Source organism: Aquirufa beregesia (assembly GCF_011090385.1).
Classification (GTDB): domain Bacteria; phylum Bacteroidota; class Bacteroidia; order Cytophagales; family Spirosomataceae; genus Aquirufa; species Aquirufa beregesia.
The window spans coordinates 110799-133470 of record NZ_SEWW01000005.1 but is presented as its reverse complement, the minus strand read 5'-3'; the positions used below and the strand labels follow the sequence as shown (position 1 = coordinate 133470).

The window sequence follows — 22672 nt, the reverse complement described above, 5'->3', positions numbered from 1 at the left end:
AATTTTATGCCAAATTAAGTTCCATTGCCTTTTTAGGCTCAGAAAAACGCGTGATGAAAATGATGACTGAAATAGCGATGACGATTAGTCCGATGTAAGCAAATGCTTGCATGTAAGTGATATTTTCGCTCTTGAATAAGAAACCAAACAACATGCCTCCTACGTTTCCACCTGCTCCTACAATACCACTCACTAATCCTACATTTTTGGCATTAACAAAGGGTGTGATAGCATACGTGGCGCCATTGGCCATTTTTAAGAAAAGAGCAAAACCAATCATGGATAAAATAGCCATCGTTAAATTACCCGCATTGGCAAACATGATTAAGCCTAGTCCCTCCAATAATAACACCGTGGCTAATAATAATCCTTTGCCACGCATGCCATAGGTTTTTCCTACTTTATCTGCAAAAATCCCTCCTAAAGCACGAGCAAAAATATTCATGAAGCCAAAGGCCCCAGCACAGATACCGGCAGTACTTTGACTTAGGCCGTATTCCTGTACAAAATGAAGTGCCGCCACATTGTCAAATGTAATTTCCATTCCAAAACAAACAGCGTATGCAAGGGATAGTGCCCAAATTCTCCAATCCTTTAACACGGAATAGTCTGTTTTACTTTTTTGCTCTGCTGTTCTTTCTATTTCATCATAATTACCTGAAGGCGTGTCTTTGGTATAACGGTAATAAATGAAAGCCATGATTAACATCAAGATTCCCGGAAAAATCATCGCATATCTCCAAGCGTCTGCTTTGACATAGCCAAAAGCTACGATGGCTGAAAATATCATAGGCATCACCATGTTGGTTATCCCCCCTCCTAAATTTCCCCAACCTCCTGCTACGGCATTGGCGGTTCCTTTAATAGCTGGTGAAAACATGATGGACGTATGAAATTGAGTAATCACAAACGAGGCTCCTATAATACTAATGGCTAAGCGAAATAATAAGAAAGTCTCATAACTATTGGCCAAACCTACTCCCATAACGGGTATCGCACCCAATAAAAGCAAAGCAGTATAAGTCTTTCTTGGTCCCCAAGTATCACATAAACGACCTATTAACAATCGAGCAATGATGGTTCCTGAAACAGAGGCGATGATGATATTGCCGATTTGAGATTTACTCAAATGCAAGGTTTCCTTGATGGTTGGCATGAGTGGAGCCAATCCAAACCAGCCAAAGAAACAAACAAAAAATGTCAACCAGGTAATGTGAAAAGTACGCATTTGCACGCCTTTGAATGAAAAGACATGTAATTTTTCGAGGGGTTTGATCGTATTCATCAGATTAATATTTAGGTGGATTATAAAAGGATATTTAATTGCAAATAGGCCCAATGGGCATTTTTTAAACTCGATCCCGGTGTCAAGGATTTAGCATATTCCATGGAATCACTAGCCGAAAGAGCACATAAGCCCAACTCCAACTGACTAGATTTATTTAGGGTATAGGTGCTGATCCAATCTAACTCCATCCCTAAATAGGCATCCAATGGCTTTCCATCCAGTTGTTTTTGTTGATTGGCTAAGGCAAAATAGTGCAGGTCAAACCCTGTACTAAATCGCTTATTCTGGGAGATATATTTCGCTTTGGCATAAACATTGGATAAGCCACCCAGAGGTGATCCCGTAGCTACGTAGAAATAATCCATGTATCCCCAAAATTTATGAGGCGTACCATATAATGGATCAAAACGGTGATTCAATTGGGAACTAGAAAAAGCATCATTTCCAGAGACATAGTCCCATCCCAGCGTATAAGCCATTTTTTTATGCTGCATGCTTACAGCCAGTGTAGATGTAAATGCATCTAACAACAATCCCTCTTTGTCGTGACCAGATTGGTAAAAAAAGCCCGCATTTAACTGGACTTTTTTTGACTTTTCTAGCATAGTAGATAAAGTTAGGCCATAGGTAAAGCGAGCATGATTCAAGGAAGAATGATACTTTCTTCCAAACACATAACCTGTATCTTTTCCAGCCACATTTCGGGTGGAGTCTAAGGTGTAAGCCCCAAATTGATCACTCAAGATTAGACCCGTCAGTTTGCTGGACGAGAAGCTTTTTGAAACATATAAAAATTGCAAGGATTTATAGTTTTGACCCAGCGCATTGGTGCTTGGAGGATTTAATACCGCCAAGGATCCTGATTTACTGGAATACCCTTGGGCATTGACTGTAGGTATCATCCCTGTTGGACTGGCCACTACATTTCCCTTACTATCTTTGATATAAGGCAATACATTGGCTGGTGTATAATACGTACCATCGTACTGAAAGGCATCTGTATTTTGATTAAATGCCAAACCTAGGTCGGCACGCCATCCATGATGCAACATTTTTAGGACTATAGCATCATGCCTACGGGCTTGTTGCAACCAATCCAGATTTCCTAATAAGCGAGAATCATCATACAACAGTTCTTGTCGACCGACTTTCAAAGCCAAATGATCTACCCATTTAGCCAAGGTGCTGTCTGACTTATTGAACAGGGTAATTTCAGCCCAAGCCTCATGAACACCCAGCTTACTTCCGTCATTGGCAGAAATGGTGGAAGCATCTTGTCCCCAAACACGTACATCTTGAAGAGTAGCCTGAAACTGTACCCGACTACTTTTGTAAGCGGCTGTCAGCCTTGTTCTTTGAGAAGTAAAAAAGGCAGGATCCATGGATTTCATGCGTAAAGTTCCAACTCCATCCCGATACTCGGTACGAGTTCTTAGTTGCCCAGAAAATGACAATTGTGCCATGATGGGACTACTGATCCAGAAAAAAAGAATTAGTAATTTATATTTCATCGCTCTCCAAAAAAATGTACACTGATTCATCTTTAACCATGACCGAATAGGTCTTGATGGCTTCTACATCTCCCGATAAACAGGCGCCTGTTTTAAGGGAAAAAGTCTTCTTGTGGAATGGGCAAGCCACCTTGGGTTCTTCCCCTTGTGAGCCGATCATCCCCCGACTAAGAGCCATCTGTTGACGATGTGGACATTCATTTTGAGTGGCATACCACTCCCCTCTACGGGCAAAATGAAACAAGGCAATTTGCTGATCTTTTACTTTGACACAAACACCTCCATTTTCTGGAACATCTTGCACTTGGCAAGCTAGGAACCATGTATTATTCATTGTCTCTACCATAATTGTACTATTTAGGCTGTTTAATTCCAGGCTTTCGCCTTCTTTTGATCGCGTAAAACTTCAAAATCTATTGTAGGGTCTTTTTCTTCTGGCGCATTCACAAAGTGACTGAACCGTTTTCTGAACTCGGGATTCTCTACTGCCGCTTTCCACTCACAGACATAATTATCCACCAATTTTTGCATTTCGCTTTCTAATTCCTCAGCTAAACCCAGGCTATCATTCACCACCACGTTGCGTAGGTAGTCGATACCTCCTTCCAATTTATTTAACCAGGTAGCGGTGCGAGTCAAAGGATCAGCTGTTTTAATGTAAAACATCAAGAAGCGGTCGATGTAGCGAATGCAAGTTTCTGAATCGATATCACTGGCTAGCAATAGCGCATGCTGGGGTTTGGAACCACCGTTTCCACATACATGTAGGTTCCATCCTTTTTCAGTGGCTATGATACCAAAGTCTTTACTTTGGGCCTCTGCACATTCACGTATACAGCCTGAAACCCCACCTTTGATTTTATGTGGGGCTCTTATTCCCCGATATCTTTCTTCAATTTGAATGGCGAAGCTGACAGAATCATGTAGGCCAAATCGACACCAAGTACTACCCACACAGCTTTTTACCGTGCGCAAGGCTTTTCCATAAGCATGTCCACTTTCAAAACCAGCCTCGATTAGTTTTTCCCAAATGGCCGGTAGGTCCGTCAGGTGAGCACCAAACAAATCGATGCGCTGTCCACCTGTAATTTTAGTATAGAGATTATATTCCTTAGCCACTTCCCCTATGACAATGAGCTTGTCTGGGGTAATTTCTCCACCAGGAATACGAGGTACAACGGAATACGTGCCTCCTTTTTGAATATTGGCCAAAAAACGATCGTTGCTGTCTTGGGCTGTATCATTTCCCTTATCTAAAATCATCTCATTCCACAAACTAGCAATCAGAGAAGCGACTAAGGGCTTACACACTTCACAACCATCGCCATGGCCATGGGCAGAAAGTACCTCATCATAAGAACGTAAATTGTGCAAATGCACTAAATCCAATAGTTCTTGTCGAGAGTAATCAAAATGCTCACAAATGACATTTCGTACGTAGATACCTTGCGACTTCAAGGTATGATTCACAAGATCTTTGACCATAGGAACACAACCTCCACAACCTGTTCCCGCTTTGGTGCATTTTTTAATGGCCTCTACGTTTTCTGCTCCATTGATAACATGGGAACAAATATCTCCTTTGCTCACTGCCTCACAGCTACAAATCATGGCATCATCTGGTAAACTAAGAACACCAGCACCCCCTTCTGATTCGCCGCCTCGAGAACCTAAAATGATATCTTCAGGATTAGGAGGTAGTACTACCTGATTTTTACAGGTTTGCAGTAACATATTGTATTGTTCCGCATCACCAATTAAAATACCTCCTAGTAGCATCTTTCCATCAGCACTGATATTGACACGTTTGTATATTCCTTTATTTCGATCTTCTAACACGATACTTCTAACCTCCGCATCGGAGGAAAAAGGATCTCCAAAACTTGCCACATCGATACCAATCAATTTCAATTTGGTACTCATGTCAAATCCGGTAAACTGTTTATCCGAACCCAATAAAGTAGCGATGGCCACTTCAGCCATTTCATAGCCTGGAGCAACTAAACCATAAATCATTCCTTCATAAAGAGCACATTCACCGATGGCCAAAATATGAGGATCAGAAGTTAGCATCTGCGAATCCACCAAAATACCCCCTCTTGCCCCTATGGCTAAACCAGCACTTTTGGCCAATTCATCCCGAGGTTTAATCCCGGCAGATATCACCAACATGTCCACATCCAAGAGCTGGTCATTCTGAAAGCGCATCCCGCTAATCTTATCTGAACCTGTAATTTCTAGGGTATTGGTTGAAGTCAAAATATGTAAGCCAATGGATTCTAACTTAGCTTGTAAAATGGCGGATCCTGTCTCATCTATTTGTCTCGGCATTAAGCGAGGAGCAAATTCAATTACGTGGGTGTCTGTAACTCCCAAATCGATCATGGCCTTGGCCGCTTCTAAACCTAAAAGCCCCCCTCCAATCACCGCTCCTTTTTTAGCTTTTGGAGCCCAATCACGCATCATTTCTAAATCTTCAATGGTTCGGTAGATAAATACCCCATCTTTTTCAACACCCGGAATGGGCGGAACAAATGCCGATGAACCTGTTGCAAAAACTAGGTAATCATAGGATTCCGTAATTCCAGCATGGGATGTAACCGTCCTATTTTGACAATCTACATGCATGACGGGATCTCCTATATGAAGTTTGACCCCATGGTCTTCATACCAAGAAGCTGGAGCCATTTCTAAATCCTTGGCAGTCTTTCCAGAGAAAAATTCACTGAGGTGAACCCGGTCATAGGCAGGTCTAATTTCCTCTCCAAATACGACGAGTTCTATGTCCTGTGGATTTTTTGCTATCAGCTTTTCGCAAAACTTATAGCCAACCATTCCATTGCCAATGATGATAATTTTCATGATGCTTGATTTTACAATGTGGTAATAAAATTTGATTCAGATAAATTGAATTATTCCAATTTAATCTTGACAAGTATTAATCATTGTTGATGAGAAATAAAATAGTGAGTTGAGCGGCTATTTTATTTTGGAACATTTTGAAATTTCCTTAAAATGCTAAAAAAGGACAATCGTTATTATATAAATGCTTTTAATCTGTTGCAAATATTGTCCATCAAAAAATACAAAACAAGTATTATTGGAAAATATTTAACCTGTTTTTGTTGATTTTTCGGTTTTTGCCTTATTTTGAATCTATTTTCAAACTTATTTTTAATCATTTTACAAAATATATACAATAAAAAGATGAAAATTAAACTCACCTACTTAGATTTGTGAGTAAATATATAATTAAGAACATTATATTCCTCTTTATAAATTGTACTTAACAAAGAACATACCCAAAACCAAGCATGCCTACTAAACGATTATTTCTGGTCGGTGCTGGACCCGGCGATCCTGAATTAGTAACCCTCAAAGCGGTTAGAATTCTACAAGAAGCGGATGTTATTCTCTATGATGCATTGGCCAATCCAGCTTTATTGTCCTATGCCAACAAGGGATGCCATGTGGAATTTGTTGGAAAAATATTTGGCTGTCATGCCTTGTCTCAGCAAGAAATCAATGGCCGAATCATCGAACTTTCTCACCAGTATTCACGCATTGTTCGCTTAAAAGGGGGTGATCCCTTTGTTTTTGGTAGAGCTCAAGAAGAAATAGAAGCAGCTGAATCTGCTGGTATGGAAGTCGACATTATTCCCGGCATTTCAAGTGCCTTGGCGGTACCTGCTTCCCAAAGAATCCCATTAACTTGTCGGGGTATCAATGAAAGCTTTTGGGTCACCACAGGCACCACCGCCAATGGGGAAATTTCTCAAGATATTTTCTGGGCTGCTCAATCATCCGCCACGGTCATTATACTCATGGCCATGAGTAAATTAGAGGCTATAATGGACATATTCCAACAATGCGGTAAAAGCAAAACGCCCGTTGCCATCATTCAAAATGGTACTCGCCCCGATGAAAAAATGGTGATTGGCACCACCCGAGATATTCAATTTAAAGTAGAAAATGCAGGAATTAGTAACCCTGCCATTATTATAGTGGGGGAAGTAGTCAAACTTCACCAACCTCATTTATCCTCCTTGATACAAACCACAGTTAACCAGCTATAACATGCCTAATCAATTACAGAAAAGTGTATTGGATTCAGAAACCATTTATACTGAACTCATGATCCCTTCCTATGCCAATTTTGGTGGGAAAATCCACGGTGGCATCTTGCTTTCCTTGATGGATAAAGTCGCCTTTATATGTGCTTCTAAACACAGTGGGCAATATTGCGTTACTGTAGCCGTAGAAGGTGTCGAGTTCAAACAAGCGGTAGAGGTAGGTGAATTAGTCACGATCAAAGCTTCCATCATTTATGTGGGCAAAACGACAATGATTGTTGGCATGCGCGTGGAGTCTTTCAAACCTACGGATGGGATAGTGCGACATACCAATTCCTGTTATTTCACCATGGCAGCTAAAGATTCTGAAGGAAAGCTCACCGCGGTACCTGGCATCATTTTAGAAAATGAAGTACAGCTTCGTCGATTTTGCAAAGGAAAAATCATCAGAAAACTCTCCTTAGAAAAAAGAGAACTGCTCAAAACTGCTGTAAAAGATCAGCAATTCCATGAATTAAAATCGGAATGTCAGGAAACCGACAAATGCTTTTTAACGAATTAGCTTACCACTTTTTAAAAACCTTAACCAATTCTTTGGTAATCATTTCATATCCCTTATCCGCTGGATGCAAGCCATCGTAAGTCACTTGAGAAGCCTCCACTGGATAAGGATATTCATCGGTAGCTGGATTAAATGGCACATCCACAAAATCAGGGTAAGTAAACTTCTTATAGTTTCCAGTAGTCGGATCTTTTAGGTATTTAAAACGCACCAAATGAGCATGATCCATCCCTTTCTTGTGGTATAAATCCACCACGGGAATACCTTCAAACTTAGCCATCGCTACAATCGCATCGGCAAACTGTTCTAATTTCTGGCCATTTTTTTCTTTATAAGAACCAAAGGCATTGTTCTTGAAATTATTGATATAGACAAAATCCACCCGCTGCATCGGTGTAATCAAGACTATTTTAGCCTGAGGATTTAGGCTTCTTAACTTATTCACAATCACCCGAAATGCCCCATTAACGGTGCTTACGCCTGTATTATTTTCATAGTCCGACAAAGCTCCCAATGGCTTAGAGCCCCACCAATCATTCGTTCCTAAAAAAATGGAGTACACATCAGCTACTGGAATATTCAGCTTCTCTATATCTGTGGCAATTTTTACAGCCGTCCAGCCATTGTATCCTTTATTGACATAATGAAACTGAGGTAAATGCTCCACCACTCCTGTCATATATCCCTTCGTAATCCGATTTCCCGTTTCATCTGGATGTTCATTTAAATAGGTAATCGAGTCACCAATGGCCACCCAAGTCGTTTCTTTGGGCGCAAAAGAACTTTGGAATAATACTAAAGCAAAGAGGATAATAAACTTTTTCATTGTCTGATGTCAATAGGTTAGAAAGAAAAGAAGCACTCATAGCTCCTTCTACTCAAATAATTTGGCAAATTTAAAGAACAAATCAAATTTCCGACATGGAAATAAAAATGAAATAGCTCCAATCGGATATACATTTGACATAGTTCCAATTAAAATTGTCGTGAAAATGGTTGGTAGATATTCACTAATTTTAAGCCCCAATTAAAACAGGCAGCTATCATTTGCCAGTTTTTTTTGTCTTTTCAAAAGCATTTATTTCAAGACTATATCCCTTAAATCCAATATAGCTCCACCCGCCTTAAATTGGGTCTTGGATTTAAACACCAATTTCTGTATACCTGCTGGTAAGTGGATCTTCCCTGCTTTTAATGTTCGATATGTTTCCCAGTTTCCACTTGGAAGCACCTTTCCCACTAATTGAGATGTAGAGCTAGTCAAAATAAATTCCTTCCCAGCCTCCGCATTATCCACGGAATAGATGATGTCCACCTGATAATCTCCAGCTTTCTGTATTTCCACTTCCCATTCCACCCGGTCTTTAGAAGTAAACCAACCAAAAGCCTGGTATTCCGGCATGAATTTAATATCTGGACCTATGGCTTTACCTTTGGCAGCACTTAAATGATAAGTCCCTTGGGCATTTTGTTGAATACGGATTGGACGATTAGCCTGAAAACCATTTTTAGGCTTGTTTGAATGAAGGGAATATTCAAAAAAGTGAGCATGGAGTCCACCAAAGAGCCCGGTGAACAATAAAATAGCATGTAACATGATGTTTGATTAAGGTTTAGAATTTAATCTAAAATTAGCCAATATTCTGAATAGTCCATAGGAACAAGACTGTTAACCTTGGCTTTCAAAAATATTTTTACGTCCTTGCAAGAAATATGAACCCATCTAACCTTTTATGACATGGCTAAGGGAATGAATTCCAAAAAAACAGAGAAAAAAGAAGCGACCAAGACTCCTAAGGAAAAAAAGGACGCTAAAAAAGAGAAAAAAAATAAGACCAGCTATTGATCTATTTGCTTGAAGTATCAGGTGAATAATTTCTTTTCAGACATTCATTCACCTTTTACCTTTTCCTGATTTTTCCCATCCAGAATAGGTATAATGGACTAACATTTTTTCTACCTTTGCCTATCTACTCATCAGCAAGCATATGCCAGAAAAAATATTAGTTCTGGGTTCCAATGGTCAAATTGGCACCGAACTTGTCAACTCCTTACGAAAAGCTTACCATAACGATAATGTTGTGGCCTGTGATATCCGCAGACCAGATTACGAAACCTTACATGCTGGACCTTTTGAATTTGTCAATGTGCTAGACAAAGACATGCTTAAGGATATTTATCAAAAATACCAGCCGACCCAAGTCTATTTATTAGCCGCATTACTTTCAGCCACAGGGGAACAAAATCCTAAATTGGCCTGGGACCTCAACATGAACGGCTTATTGAATGTATTGGATTTTTCTTTAGCCTACAAAACAGCTAAAGTCTATTGGCCAAGTTCTATTGCGGTATTTGGCCCGAATTCCCCTAAGCAGCAAACACCTCAATACTGCACCATGGACCCCAATACGGTATATGGTATTAGTAAATTAGCCGGTGAACGCTGGTGCGAATACTACCACCAAAAGTATCAGTTGGATGTACGAAGTATTCGCTATCCGGGTTTAATTTCTTGGAAAGCGGCACCTGGAGGCGGCACTACGGATTATGCCATTCATATCTTTCATGAAGCTCTAAAAAAAGGGTCCTATTCTTCCTTCTTATCTGAAGGAACGGAACTACCCATGATGTATATGGAAGATGCCATTCGGGGAACCATTGAATTGATGGATGCTCCAGCGAATAAGATCCATATACGCTCCAGTTATAATTTTGCGGGTTTAAGTTTTACTCCTGAGGTGTTAGCCGATGAAATCAAAAAGCATATTCCTGATTTTCAGTTAAAATATGCCTCGCATGACCCACGACAAGCTATCGCTGATTCTTGGCCTGCCTCCATCAACGATCAATTTGCCCAAGCAGATTGGGGCTGGAAACCCGAATTTGACCTAAGCAAATTAACCCAAGATATGATTAATAACCTCAGAAAATAATTCATCAACGATTATGTACCAAACATTACAAGGACCTCTACAAGAAGAACTGCAATCCATCAAGGATGCTGGATTATTCAAACAAGAACGCATCATTACTAGTCCACAAGGAGCTGACATTCAATTAAATACAGGACAAGAGGTAATCAATTTTTGTGCCAACAATTATTTGGGACTATCCTCTCATCCAAGGGTCATAGAAGCGGCTAAAAAAGGGATTGATTCCCATGGATTTGGCTTGTCCTCGGTTCGTTTTATCTGTGGTACACAGGATATTCATAAAACATTAGAACATAAGATTTCCGAATTTTTAGGAACAGAAGATACCATTTTATATGCCGCGGCTTTTGATGCCAATGGCGGTGTTTTCGAACCTCTATTTTCAGCAGAGGACGCTATTATTTCCGATGAACTTAACCATGCTTCTATCATTGATGGGGTACGCTTATGCAAAGCTCAACGCTTTCGCTATAAGAATATTGACATGGAAGATTTGGAAAAACAATTAATCGCAGCGCAAGGATGTCGTCACCGCATCATTGTCAGTGATGGAGCATTTTCCATGGATGGATCCGTAGCACCTTTGGATAAAATTTGTGATTTAGCGGATAAATACCAAGCCTTGGTCATGATTGATGAATGCCATGCCAGCGGATTTATTGGTCAAACAGGTAGAGGAACTCATGAACATTTTAATGTCATGGGCCGAATTGATATCATTACTGGCACATTAGGAAAGGCCTTAGGCGGCGCTTCAGGAGGTTTTACTTCGGGCAGAAAAGAGATTATCGAATTACTACGTCAACGTTCAAGACCCTATTTGTTTTCCAATACCTTAGCTCCTGCTATTACGGCTGCATCCATAGAAGTCTTGGATTTATTAACTGAATCGACGGCCTTACGGGATAAATTAGCGGAAAATACCGCCTATTTTCGGGAACAAATGACTGCCGCAGGATTTGATATCAAACCGGGCTTCCATCCAATCGTACCTGTCATGTTATACGACGCCAAAATTGCTCAGACTTTCGCTGCACGCATGTTGGAAGAAGGTATTTATGTTGTTGGTTTCTTCTACCCTGTAGTAGCTCAAGGAAAAGCGAGAATTCGCGTTCAACTTTCCGCTGCCCATGATAAATCTCATTTAGACAAAGCCATTGCTGCTTTTACAAAGGTGGGAAAGGAACTAGCTGTCATTTAAATGGTAAGTGGTTTGTTATTAGGTATTTGTCTTAATTGGTATAAATAGTAAACAAAGACTGGTTGTAATTTAAAGTTAGTAAAAATCTGTAAATCCATTTGAAGATTTATTAAAATAGAATAATTACTAAAATCAATATCCGAAACTACATGCTTCTTAAAGCCGCCTGACAGAGTCGGTATAACCGAAGCGGGTATAAACCAAGTTAGCGCCCATTTTAAAAGACAACAATGACTATAGACTACCAAGACATAATTACTAACTTTTTGACATCAACATTTATTGTTGGATTAGCGACTTACTTCATACAAAAGCGTATTGATAAGAGGTTTAATAGAATTGAGGAATTTCAAAAGACTTTAATCACAATAAGGAAAGAGCGTTACGACACTTTATTGAAAACACTTCAAGAAATTTGGGAAAAATTAGTTGAAACAGAATACTATATACGTTTCGACTTAGGGGAACAAGTTGAACATGCACAACAGACAAAATTGGACGTTTTGACTTTTGACTCTAAGCCACTAAAAGACGCATTAATTTTCATAGAGAAACGCAGCATTTTACTTGACGATAATTTAAGTAGCAAGACAAGAGATTTATTTATCAAATATTTACTTTCAACCTACAACAGCTATATTGACATTATTAGACAGGCACAATCCAAGCAGAAAACATTGACTGAAGTAAATGAATTTATTCCAAATTCACTTGGGGACACTTATAAAAAAGACCTTGACGAACTCAGGAAAGAATTTGAAAAACAATCAAGAGAAATCCTATATGACGACAAATAAAACTGGTGCTAACAGACGTTTGGCAATAAAGCGGCTGAAGTACTTCTATGAAACATTTGTGCAAAGTTCAACGGCATTAATTCTATTGAACTTTTGTGCTATAAATCCGCCACATCACCAAGCCTAAAACCGTTGGTGCCCATGCTAAAAAAGACCACTCAAAACAATTTTCCTTATATAAACTAAAATGAATAATAAGCTTTTTTCTAACTTATTAATTGGGTTATCATTAATACTTTTACCAAAAATGATTTTTTGTCAGTCAACTAACTTTACAATTCAAGATGTAAAGTTTGAAAGTCAGGGCATCAATCTTACTGGCTCAATTTTAAAGCCTAAAAATCCATTTGCAGCAGTTGTCATTGTTCACGGATCTGACCCAGTAAAAAGAGAAATGGGGTTCGCAAAACGTCTTGCAAATGAAGGCATAGCTGTGTTGACATATGACAAACGTGGAGTTGGAGAATCGGGTGGAGTGTACGTAGGACCATCTGTTGGTACGAATAATATTGACACGACCAATCTTAATTTATTGTCTAAAGATGCAAATGCCGCGGTCAATACATTTCGGACATATTTGAAAGAAAAAAAAATACCCATTGGATTAATTGGCTTCAGTCAAGCAGGATGGATAATTCCATTGACGGCAAGCAAAAATCCCCAAATTGAATTTATGGTTTTATTTAGTTGCCCTACGATTACTACTCTAGAACAACTCAGATTTCAATTTTATACTAACGGAAATAATGATTTTTGGGGGAATCATACAGATGCAGATGCTCGTGAACATACTAAAAATGACCCAGACAAGTATCAATTCGTGGCGACAGACCCTAAAATTTCGCTGAATACTCTTTCAATTCCTGGACTTTGGCTTTTTGGTGAGAAGGATATACAAATTCCTGTAAAGTTGTGCATAGAGCAATTAAACACATTAAAAGTTCAAGGCAAACTTTTTGAATATACTTTATTTTCAACATTAGGACACAATACTGCATTTGACAGTTATACAGCACCATTTGACATTTCAATTCAATGGATAAAACAGAAAACTTTGAACATTAAAAATTCTAGAATACAGTCCACATTTAGCTTTAAAAATAAAAAAGCCCGTTGATTTTTATATTCAGCTTAAATTATATTTACAAAGAGTTATTAATAAACCCAAAGTCAATCTATTTCAGGACAAGGCACATTCAGGCATTTATAATTTATTTCTCCCCCATTTGACCAACTCCAGCACAACCAAAAGACTAATAGAGGACAATAGCACTAATCGAAAATGTCCAAATCCTGGAAATTCAAAGCTAAATAGGCTTTGAAGGTAAGGTACATACACAATCGCCAATAGAACTAAAATAGCCGTTATTGACACGAACAATGCCATGGCGTTTCGCTCGATGAAGACATGGATAAAACTTCGAGTATTGGACAAACTGGAATAAATAAAAAAGATATTCCCGATAATCAAGGCGGAGAAACTAATGGCTCTAATTTCATTATCGCTATGCCCTTCTTTCCAAGAAAACCAGAAGACCACCAAAACCGTACTGAGCAATAATAATCCTCGTACAATTGACCTAAATAATAGCTTAAACCCAAAAAATGTAGTCCGAACATCCCGAGGAGGCCTAGACATGATGGCTCTTTCCTCTACTTCAGATTCAAAGGCAACCGAACAAATGGGATCTATGATCATTTCTAAAAATACAATATGCAAGGGCAATAATAGCAAAGGCATGAATTCAAACATAGCCGGCAATAAGGTTAAACCGATGATGGGAATGTGGATGGAAATGATGTAAGACATGGCCTTTTGTAGGTTATCAAAAATCCTTCTACCCGATCGAATGGCAGCTACAATGGAGGCAAAATTGTCATCCAATAAAACCAAAGATGAGGCTTCTCTCGCGACATCCGTACCTTTGTTTCCCATGGCTATCCCAATATGCGCTGCCTTTAAAGCTGGTGCATCATTAACACCATCGCCAGTCATGGCAACCACCTCATTGTTTTGTTTCAAAGCATTTACTATGCGTAATTTCTGCTCAGGCTTAATCCGCGCAAATACGGAATATTCTCCAATACAGTTTTTTAATGCCTCATCACTTAATTGGAGCAATTCTTCACCCGAAAGCACATGATCTGCATTCCTTAGTCCAATCTGCTTGGCAATACTAGTCGCTGTTTTTGGATAATCTCCAGTAATCATTTTAACTGTGATTCCAGCATGAAAACATTCTTGTATAGCCAAAGGCACTTCTGGACGAATGGGGTCCTGTAAACCTATGAGACCCAAAAATTGATACTTCATATCCCTTTGATTCACAGGAAAATCACCCACTAAATCATCCGTTTTGCCTACCGCAATAACTCGAAGCGCCATGGAAGCCATTTTTTCTAAAACTTCTCCCAATAAGGCCCGCTCATCGGCACTTAACCGACATAAGTTCAATATCGCCTCAGGAGCTCCTTTGGAATATCCTACTTGAATTCCGTTGTCCATTTGATATACCTGAGTCATGGCTAATAAATCAGTACTCAGTGGATATTCATGTACCAGGGACAAACTGGGAGAAACCTCCACACCTAAACTATGTCTAGTTTGAAAAATAGCCAACTCCATTGGATCCAGGGATGAGGCATGGGAGGCTAGTTCGGCAGCATGAATCAAGGGCTCAAGCTTAGCTTTCTCTTGTTTAAAATCTGCTTCATCCACCAGCTGACCTTGACTATAAAGCTGCATGATCTGCATCCTGTTTTGGGTAATCGTACCTGTTTTATCACTACATAAAACCGTGGTAGAACCCAGGGTTTCTATGGCTGAAGGATTACGGGTTAACACGTGTATTTTAGATAATCGCCAAGCCCCTATCGCCAAAAAAACGGTAAAAACGACAGGGAATTCTTCGGGTAAAATGGCAATGGAGGTAGATAATGCATTGAGAATCGACTTCACTAATCCCCCTCGTGTGAGATAAAAAGCCAAAAAGACGGCTAAACTGATACCCACTCCTATCCAGAGTAAGGAACGAATTAATTTCTTCATTTCTACCTGTAAGCGGGTCTCTTCTGTATGTAAGTTGCTTAAACTGGTTCCAATTTTACCTAATTGGGTATAAACACCTGTTTCCGTGACCTCCGCCAAAGCACGCCCTTGAACCAGCATCGTACCACTAAAAACCATGCCAATTTCTTCCGAAGCATTCAGCATTTTCTGCACAGCAATGGATTCCCCCGTGAGCATGGATTCATCAACAAATACATGATTGATTTCCAGCAAACGAGCATCCGCAGGCACACGGTCACCCTCTGCCAAAGAAAGTATATCCCCTGGCACCACTTCCCTACCTGGAATTCGAACAACTTGTTGATTCCGAATAACTTTGGCTCTGGGAGAAGAAAGATTCTTGAGTTTCTCTAAAGCCCTTTCTGTCTTTTGATATTGGTAAAAAGTAATGAAAATGATGACCAAAATAAAACTCAATAACATCAAGCCTTCCCGATAATCCCCCAATAACATATACAGTAAACTACTAGAAATCAGCAAAATAAACATCGGTTCGCGGATAACTTCCACCACAATCACCCAAATGTTTTTTTTATCCCCACCAGGCAATTCATTAAACCCATACCGAGATAATCGCTGAGCTACTTCTGAATCAGATAATCCTGGCCGCATTTCCATAGAAAAATAGTAAATGATCGTTATTAGGTATTAGTGTCTTGTCCTGAAATTAAGTTATGAATTTTAAACTACAGATTTTGGTTTCCCTCCATATTTTCAAATTGAGAATATTACCTCTTTTTCAGTAACCATGTAACTAATCCCTAATAACTACCGATACTTTCCTTGACTTTTCAAATATTCCTTCAATTTAGTTGGCTGATCCGTTTGAATCATATTGGCTCCATATTTCAAAACTTCCTCAAATGCTGCTGGCTGTTGAGCTGCCTTAAAATCCACTGTTCCTAGGGCATTAATCCAAACTCGAGCAGGAATTTGCTTAATGGCCTTCACCACTTCGGGGCTATAATGACTTGGATCAATATGGACGGCTTGGGGCTTGGCACCCGAGGCCACTAATTTTTTCACTGCTTCCTCATTTTCCGTCCGAATCATGATTTGGAAGTTTTTATTCTTCTTTTGCAACATCACTACCTCCTCTGGTTCATACACAAAGAAGAAACAATTCTTCTCCATTTTCATCCGATTCACCAAGACGATAATGGAGTCCAAGGTGGCATCATCCTTGATATCCAAATCAATCAATACCTTACCTTTCGCCAATTGAAAGGCCTCTTCCAGCGTTGGGATTTGCTCATTGGTCACTTGATCATGATGTTTCAAACGCAATTTTCTTATTTCCTCAAAAGTAAAATCCGACACCAAACCTTTGGCATTACTGGTTCTATCCACTTTTTTATCATGCATCAATACCATTTGTCGATCTTTGGTAAAGCGCACATCCAATTCCATGATGTCTACCCCGAGTTCAATCGTTTTTTTCAAAGCTGCCAATGAATTTTCAGGTTCCTCCAAATGTGCTCCTCGATGCGCTGCTATCATCACCAAAGGCGCTTGGGTATTCACATAAGACTTTTGAATTTTCTTGAAATAATCGCTGCTCTTTTGAGCTTGCATAGATGATACGAATAGGCACAAGAATAAGCCTAATAAATAGGTAACTTTCATTTTTTTAAATAAGGTTTAGCTATATAATCAAAACAAAAATAGCGCTAATTGCCTAGAAAGCCCATTAACAAAGGATAAATTAAAATTGCATTCTTTTTATCTTTTATTTCTTTAGTTTTAAGGCATTAATAATCACCTATTTAAATTTTGAACAACCCATGAGTTCTCGTCGAAATTTCATTCAAATGGTCTCCGCTCCTTTGATAGCCATGCCATTTTTTTCTCAAGCTGAAACGGTCCAAGAAAATCTCCATTCCATAGAAGATGGCCCCATCTTAAAAGTGGCCTTATTAGGTTTAGGTGGATATGCCAATATTGTGGCCAAAGCTATGCAAAACTGTAAAAGAGCCAAAATTACCGCTTTAATCAGTGGTACACCCAGCAAATTAGACCAATGGGGAGAAAAATACAGCGTTCCAAAGAGTCATCGCTTTTCGTATGAAGAGTTAGAAAAGATTAAAAATAACCCAGACATTGATGCGGTGTATATTATGACCCCCAATCTTCGCCATCCTGAATTTGCCATCAAAGTAGCCAATTTAGGTAAGCATGTGATCAGCGAGAAACCCATGGCCACGAATGTGAAGGATGCTCAACGCATGATAGATGCCTGTAAAAAAGCAGGGGTGAAATTATTGGTAGGTTACCGCATGCACTTTGAACCCAATACCCTAGAAATTATCAAGAAAAGAGAAGCGGGTGAATTTGGTAAAATCTTATTCTTTCAAGGATTATCTGGTTTTATCATTGGGGATCCCAAACAGTGGCGCTTGAATAAACAATTGGCGGGAGGAGGCTCGATGATGGACATCGGGATATATTCCATCAACGGGGCTCGCTATATGCTGGGCGAAGAGCCTATTTGGGTGACTGCCCAAGAAACCAAAACTGATCCAGAGAAATTCAAAGAAGGGGTAGACGAAACCATTCTATTCCAAATGGGCTTCCCGAGTGGAGCCGTAGCCTCATGTCTTTCCACGTATGCCCTCAACAATTTGGATAAATTTTACCTCAATGGTACCAAAGGATTTGCTGAAATGATGCCCTCTACGGGTTATGGGCCCATCAAAGCCAAGACCAATAAAGGGGAATTAAGCTACCCTCATGTAACCCATCAAACCATACAAATGGATGAATTTGCAGCTATTTTACATGATGGCAAAACTCCCAAGATACCGGTAGATGGAGAAGAGGGATTGAAAGATATGAAAATCATAGAAGCGATTTTTGAAGCGGTAAAATCAGGCAAAAAAGTAGCTTTAAAATAAAATTGAATACAACCTATATCAACCATTTACATGCAAAGAACCTTTATTTTATTCATTAGCTGTTTATTCCTTGGGGCCTTGCCCTTGGTGAGTCAAGCGCAATCCGACAGCCCGGGCGTGCAGAAAGCCATGGCTTTCATCCAATCCCTCAGCGACGCTCAAAAAAGCAGAGCCTCATATTCCTTTGATGCCGTTACTCGATTTAATTGGCACTTTTTGCCCCCTACTATGGTCGCTAGACATGGCACCGTGGTGAAGGATATGGATGCCAACCAAAAACAATTGCTCTATGATTTCATGCAAGTATATTTAAGTGAGAAGGGCTTTAAGAAAACGCGTGACATCATGGATTTCGAATATTATTTGAAAGAAATTCAGCCCAAAAATCCGAGTCGTATTCCAGAGAATCAATTTGTAGCATTTTATGGGGACCCTAGCAAAGATAAAGTCTGGGGATGGAAATTTGGAGGTCACCACATTGCACTAAATTTCACCGTTGTGGACGATAAGCTTGCTTATGCCCCATTTTTCTTTGGCGTATATCCAGCGGAGGCAGAAAGCGGAGAAAGAAAAGGAACACGCTTAATGAAGGAAGAAGAAGATATGGCATTGGATTTGATTAACTCCATGTCAGATAAACAAAAAGCCAAAGCCATATTTAACCTCACGACTTTCAACGAAGTGGTAACCACCAATTCTGTACATGTAGGTCCATTACCAGATGAAGGGATTTCGGTCAAAGAAATGAATAGCCAACAAAAGGCTGGTTTGAACCAATTGATCATGCACTATCTATCAGCCATGCCACCTAAAATTGCTGAGATGCGCTTAAAACATATTGCGAATGAAGATTTCAATTCGGTCAAATTTGCTTGGGCAGGAAATACCGAACGTAAAAAAGCACATTATTACCGCATTCAAGGGAAGTCCTTTTTGGTTGAATTTGATAATACCCAAGATAATGCCAACCACATTCATACGGTATGGCGTGATTTCCGGGGTGATTTTGGTACAGATTTACTGAAAGAACATTATATGATGGCAGAGCACCACCAGCATAAATAACTGTCCTAAAATCCCGAAATTAATTCGGGATTTTTTTATGATTTAAATATGCGATCCATCAAGATCCATTTCTGTCCAGGCTTGGCCCATGGTAGCGGTTGTTGAAACTTCCACATCAGTTCCTCCCAAGCCGCAATTTTGGGATTGGTAGCATCAAAGGCCCCTTTTTTCTCAAAAGTAAAGGCATCATCCGTTTCTAAAATCATGAACATCCGATTACCTGTGCGAAAAATTTCAATATTGGTAACTCCCGCATCGATGTCATGCTGCGTGACTTCTGGCCAAGCACTCCCTGGCGCATGGTATTGTTCATATTCCTGAATTAACTCAGGATCATCTACTAGGTCTAATGCTAAACAAAATCGCTGCATGGGTATCTATTTTACTTTTCAAAATGCTGATTAAAAGCTAACATGGTCTGCTTGGCAGCTCCCAAAGGATTGGGCCAAGGAAAGGCTTCGGCCGAAATAGCGCCTTGGTAATCCACTTGAATCAAAGCTTCCGCTATTTCTTTCATTGAAGTATGCCCCATCCCCATGGGTCTACGGTTAGAATCTGCTAAATGCACATGTCCTATCCAAGAGCCATTTTCCCGTATACTTTGGGCAATATCCACCTCTTCTATGTTCATGTGAAACAAATCTGCCAGCAATTGGATATGTCGGGTGGAAAGTCCCTCTAAAAAGGTTCGACCAGCCCCAAGGGTATTAAACAGATTCGTTTCATATCGGTTTAAGGGTTCATAGATCAAAGGCACACCCAGTTGTTCTGCATGTGCACCTAGGTATTCCAAGGCCTCTTGCAAATGAGTCAGTGATTCCTCTCTGCGATCTGGCATGGCATTTCCCTGCATGGAACCAATGATGGTCACTGCCCCAAAATGCGCACCAAAGTCCATCATGGATTGAATGAATGATATGGCTTGAGAACGAATGACATGATTAGGATCTGTTAAGGTTAAACCCTGGATGACTTTTCCTGCACCACTTCCTACTGCCGCTAATTTAAGGGAATATTGCGCCAATAATTTCTCCAAATGACTCGTATCAATACTGCTAGCCTCTGCCGTAAAAAGTTCAATGGCATCAAATCCCAAGCTAGCGGCTTGGGCCATACTGCTTTCTAAGTCTTCCCAAAAAATCCAGGGGCCTGACTTGATTTGTGGCACTAAGGCAATGGTTACACAAGATTGTATCATAGCTTATTCTCCAAAATTCACCATAATTTTCACAATACCTTGCGCATTTTGAGCCCAATCAGCTAAGGCCTGACCCGCCTCCTCGATAGGTACAACTCGACTAATCACTTCTTCTACGGGAAAATCACCAGATTCCAAGTAGGCTATTACTTCTGGAAATTCATCGGTGCAATTTCTGGAGCCTAAGATTTCTATTTCTTTCCTCACAAACACACCTGTATTAAATTCCACAGGCTTTTTGGCATAACCAATACACACCACTCGACCCGTGTAAGCAACTTCTTCTACAGCAGCACGGTAAGTAATATGACTACCCACGGCCTCTATGATGACATCTGGACCATCTCCTTGAGTAATCCGCTGTAAAGCCTCGTGCAAATCTCCCTGACTGGTATTGATGGTATGTTGCACGCCTATTTTCCGGGCGATGGATAGTTTGGAATCATCTAAATCAACCGCTATCACTTGTGCCCCGCGATGAACTGCAGAAGCTATGGCTCCCATGCCCACAATACCACATCCAATCACGGCTACAGTATCCGAATCACGAACTCGCCCTCTGGCCGCCGCATGAAAACCGACTGTCAATGGTTCCACCAAGGCTAATTCTTTCAAGGATAAGGAATTGGAAAGATATACATCTTGCCAAGGTATAGTCATGTAACGGGTCATAGCACCCGGTCTTCTTACACCCATGGTTTTGTTGTCTTGGCAAGCATTTTTACGGCCTTTCCGACAAGACACACATTTGCCACAATTTAAATATGGATATATGGTAACTCGCTGGCCAATTTGCCAATCGGAAGGAACACCCTCTCCTATTTCTTCAATGGTCGCACCTACCTCATGACCTAATACATTGGGATACTCCTGTAATTCAAATAGCCCTTTAAATCCATTTAAATCACCCCCACAAAAACCCACCATACCGATTCGAAGTAAAACTTCTCCTGTTGCAGGAATGGGTTTTTCTATATCCCTGATTTCGGTTTTTCCGACTTCGGTTAAAAATAATGCTTTCATTTTTTGATAGGTTTTTGCTTTCTAGCTATATTATTTTCGGGTCTTCCTTCAAACCACATGCGGTTTTTAACTGGAGCTATAATTTCTTCTAACTCTTGTAATAAACCATCGGGGATGATAAAATCCACCGCAGCCACATTTTCTTGAATGGTTTTCATGTCACACATACCCACTATCGTAGTCGCTATGTCGGGATGATCCATTGCAAAACGTAAAGCGACATCACTGAGGCGTACATTGTATGCCTGACAAACAGCCAATAAGCGAGGTTGCAAAGCTTTGACTTCTTCTGGTGCATTGTGCCAAACGGGCAATGCCGCATCAGATAGTATTCTTTGCATCAAGGGAGCGGCATTCATTAATCCAAAATCCAATTCCTTGGACAAAGGAACTAATTCCGCATTAATTTCATCCTGCAATAAATTAAAGTGAGCCCAAGAAAGTACCGTATCTATTTCTACTTCACAGGCTATGGCAGCCAAATAATTGACTGGCAGTCCCGTAATACCCACAAACCTGGCTTTACCAGATTTTTTCACTGCTTGTATGGCTGGAATCGCTTCGTTTAAAACTTGTTCTTTGGAGCCAAATTCTATATCATGCAATTGATATAAATCCACATAATCCGTTTGAAGTCTTCGTAAGGATTCATCGATGCTGGACAAAATTCTTTGATAGGAAAAATCAAATTCTTTCAGATCATAACGACCAGCCTTGGTAGCCAAATAGACCTCCTTTCTTTTACCTTTTAAGGCCTTGCCTAAACGAGTCTCAGCTAAAGTAATTCCATAAAAAGGAGCCACATCCACAAAATTCACCCCATGATCAATGGCATAATGAACAGCGGAAATTCCTTCTTTCTCATCACATTCCTCGAAAACATTTCCTAATGGGGAGGCCCCAAAGCCTAAAATAGATACTTCTAAATTCGTTTTGCCTAGACGACGATAGCGCATAAAAAATGATGAATTATAAGTTATATATTATAAATGGTTGGTGGTGAATGGTAAATTGTAAATGAAAGAATCAAGCTAATAGAAAATTCATAATATTCTAT

The 22672-nt window shown here is 39.9% G+C and carries 20 protein-coding genes; 8 read left to right on the top strand and 12 right to left on the bottom strand.

Annotation, left to right across the window (positions count from 1 at the left end):
* Positions 1-4: 4 nt before the first annotated feature.
* Genes EWU23_RS09210 through nirB form a run of 4 tightly spaced genes read right to left on the bottom strand, consistent with a single transcriptional unit; the run spans position 5 to position 5661 of the window.
* Positions 5-1285 carry a NarK family nitrate/nitrite MFS transporter gene (locus EWU23_RS09210; protein ID WP_166231286.1) on the bottom strand — a complete coding sequence of 427 codons (1281 nt, stop codon included), beginning with the start codon at positions 1283-1285 and terminating at the stop codon, positions 5-7.
* A gap of 20 nt (positions 1286-1305) precedes the next feature.
* The gene (locus EWU23_RS09205; RefSeq protein ID WP_205753137.1) at positions 1306-2799 is read right to left on the bottom strand and encodes an alginate export family protein; all 1494 of its coding nucleotides are present in this window, start codon (positions 2797-2799) and stop codon (positions 1306-1308) included.
* Positions 2789-3145 carry a nitrite reductase small subunit NirD gene (nirD, locus tag EWU23_RS09200; protein ID WP_166231280.1) on the bottom strand — a complete coding sequence of 119 codons (357 nt, stop codon included), beginning with the start codon at positions 3143-3145 and terminating at the stop codon, positions 2789-2791. The genes EWU23_RS09205 and nirD overlap by 11 nt, the downstream gene beginning before the upstream one ends.
* A gap of 20 nt (positions 3146-3165) precedes the next feature.
* Complete coding sequence (nirB, locus tag EWU23_RS09195) at positions 3166-5661, bottom strand: nitrite reductase large subunit NirB (protein ID WP_166231277.1); 2496 nt, start codon at positions 5659-5661, stop codon at positions 3166-3168.
* A gap of 452 nt (positions 5662-6113) precedes the next feature.
* Between nirB and cobA the strand changes: the two genes are divergently transcribed.
* Positions 6114-6875, top strand: coding sequence for a uroporphyrinogen-III C-methyltransferase (cobA, locus tag EWU23_RS09190; RefSeq protein WP_166231274.1), 762 nt, complete (start codon positions 6114-6116; stop codon positions 6873-6875).
* A gap of 1 nt (position 6876) precedes the next feature.
* Positions 6877-7434 (top strand): acyl-CoA thioesterase, encoded by a 558-nt coding sequence (locus EWU23_RS09185; protein ID WP_166231271.1) that lies wholly within the window; start codon positions 6877-6879, stop codon positions 7432-7434.
* Position 7435: 1 nt separating this feature from the next.
* On the opposite strand, the gene EWU23_RS09180 is transcribed toward EWU23_RS09185, so the two are convergent.
* Both EWU23_RS09180 and EWU23_RS09175 read right to left on the bottom strand, forming a co-directional pair.
* Positions 7436-8260, bottom strand: a complete 825-nt coding sequence (locus tag EWU23_RS09180; protein WP_166231268.1) for an SGNH/GDSL hydrolase family protein — start codon at positions 8258-8260, stop codon at positions 7436-7438.
* A 252-nt stretch (positions 8261-8512) separates the two neighbouring features.
* Positions 8513-9031, bottom strand: coding sequence for a carbohydrate-binding protein (locus EWU23_RS09175; protein WP_166231265.1), 519 nt, complete (start codon positions 9029-9031; stop codon positions 8513-8515).
* A 391-nt stretch (positions 9032-9422) separates the two neighbouring features.
* On the opposite strand from EWU23_RS09175, the gene EWU23_RS09170 reads away from it, so the two are divergent.
* The 4 genes from EWU23_RS09170 to EWU23_RS09155 all read left to right on the top strand — a co-directional run bounded on the left by EWU23_RS09170 (position 9423) and on the right by EWU23_RS09155 (position 13482).
* Positions 9423-10367, top strand: a complete 945-nt coding sequence (locus EWU23_RS09170) for an NAD-dependent epimerase/dehydratase family protein (RefSeq protein WP_166231261.1) — start codon at positions 9423-9425, stop codon at positions 10365-10367.
* Between the two features lie 13 nt (positions 10368-10380).
* Positions 10381-11568, top strand: coding sequence for a glycine C-acetyltransferase (kbl, locus tag EWU23_RS09165; protein ID WP_166231258.1), 1188 nt, complete (start codon positions 10381-10383; stop codon positions 11566-11568).
* Positions 11569-11798: 230 nt separating this feature from the next.
* Positions 11799-12365, top strand: coding sequence for a hypothetical protein (locus EWU23_RS09160; protein WP_166231256.1), 567 nt, complete (start codon positions 11799-11801; stop codon positions 12363-12365).
* Positions 12366-12552: 187 nt separating this feature from the next.
* Positions 12553-13482 carry an alpha/beta hydrolase family protein gene (locus EWU23_RS09155; RefSeq protein ID WP_166231253.1) on the top strand — a complete coding sequence of 310 codons (930 nt, stop codon included), beginning with the start codon at positions 12553-12555 and terminating at the stop codon, positions 13480-13482.
* Between the two features lie 87 nt (positions 13483-13569).
* On the opposite strand, the gene EWU23_RS09150 is transcribed toward EWU23_RS09155, so the two are convergent.
* Entirely contained in the window at positions 13570-16053 is a 2484-nt protein-coding gene (locus EWU23_RS09150; RefSeq protein ID WP_166231250.1) for a cation-translocating P-type ATPase, read from the bottom strand.
* A 150-nt stretch (positions 16054-16203) separates the two neighbouring features.
* Entirely contained in the window at positions 16204-17061 is an 858-nt protein-coding gene (locus tag EWU23_RS09145; protein WP_166231247.1) for a glycerophosphodiester phosphodiesterase family protein, read from the bottom strand.
* 158 nt (positions 17062-17219) lie between these two features.
* On the opposite strand from EWU23_RS09145, the gene EWU23_RS09140 reads away from it, so the two are divergent.
* The gene (locus EWU23_RS09140) at positions 17220-18329 is read left to right on the top strand and encodes a Gfo/Idh/MocA family protein (RefSeq protein ID WP_166231243.1); all 1110 of its coding nucleotides are present in this window, start codon (positions 17220-17222) and stop codon (positions 18327-18329) included.
* Positions 18330-18359: 30 nt separating this feature from the next.
* Complete coding sequence (locus EWU23_RS09135; RefSeq protein ID WP_166231240.1) at positions 18360-19394, top strand: DUF3500 domain-containing protein; 1035 nt, start codon at positions 18360-18362, stop codon at positions 19392-19394.
* A 35-nt stretch (positions 19395-19429) separates the two neighbouring features.
* Here the strand turns inward: EWU23_RS09135 and EWU23_RS09130 are convergent, their stop codons facing one another.
* From EWU23_RS09130 to EWU23_RS09115, 4 genes are read right to left on the bottom strand one after another with little or no spacing between them, the layout of a single operon-like run.
* Positions 19430-19765 (bottom strand): L-rhamnose mutarotase, encoded by a 336-nt coding sequence (locus EWU23_RS09130; RefSeq protein ID WP_166231236.1) that lies wholly within the window; start codon positions 19763-19765, stop codon positions 19430-19432.
* A gap of 11 nt (positions 19766-19776) precedes the next feature.
* A complete protein-coding gene (locus EWU23_RS09125) occupies positions 19777-20592 on the bottom strand; it encodes a sugar phosphate isomerase/epimerase family protein (protein ID WP_166231233.1) in 816 nt (271 codons plus the stop codon).
* A 3-nt stretch (positions 20593-20595) separates the two neighbouring features.
* Positions 20596-21615, bottom strand: coding sequence for a zinc-binding alcohol dehydrogenase family protein (locus EWU23_RS09120; RefSeq protein WP_166231230.1), 1020 nt, complete (start codon positions 21613-21615; stop codon positions 20596-20598).
* Entirely contained in the window at positions 21612-22571 is a 960-nt protein-coding gene (locus EWU23_RS09115; protein WP_166231227.1) for an aldo/keto reductase, read from the bottom strand. The genes EWU23_RS09120 and EWU23_RS09115 overlap by 4 nt, the downstream gene beginning before the upstream one ends.
* Positions 22572-22672 lie beyond the last annotated feature (101 nt).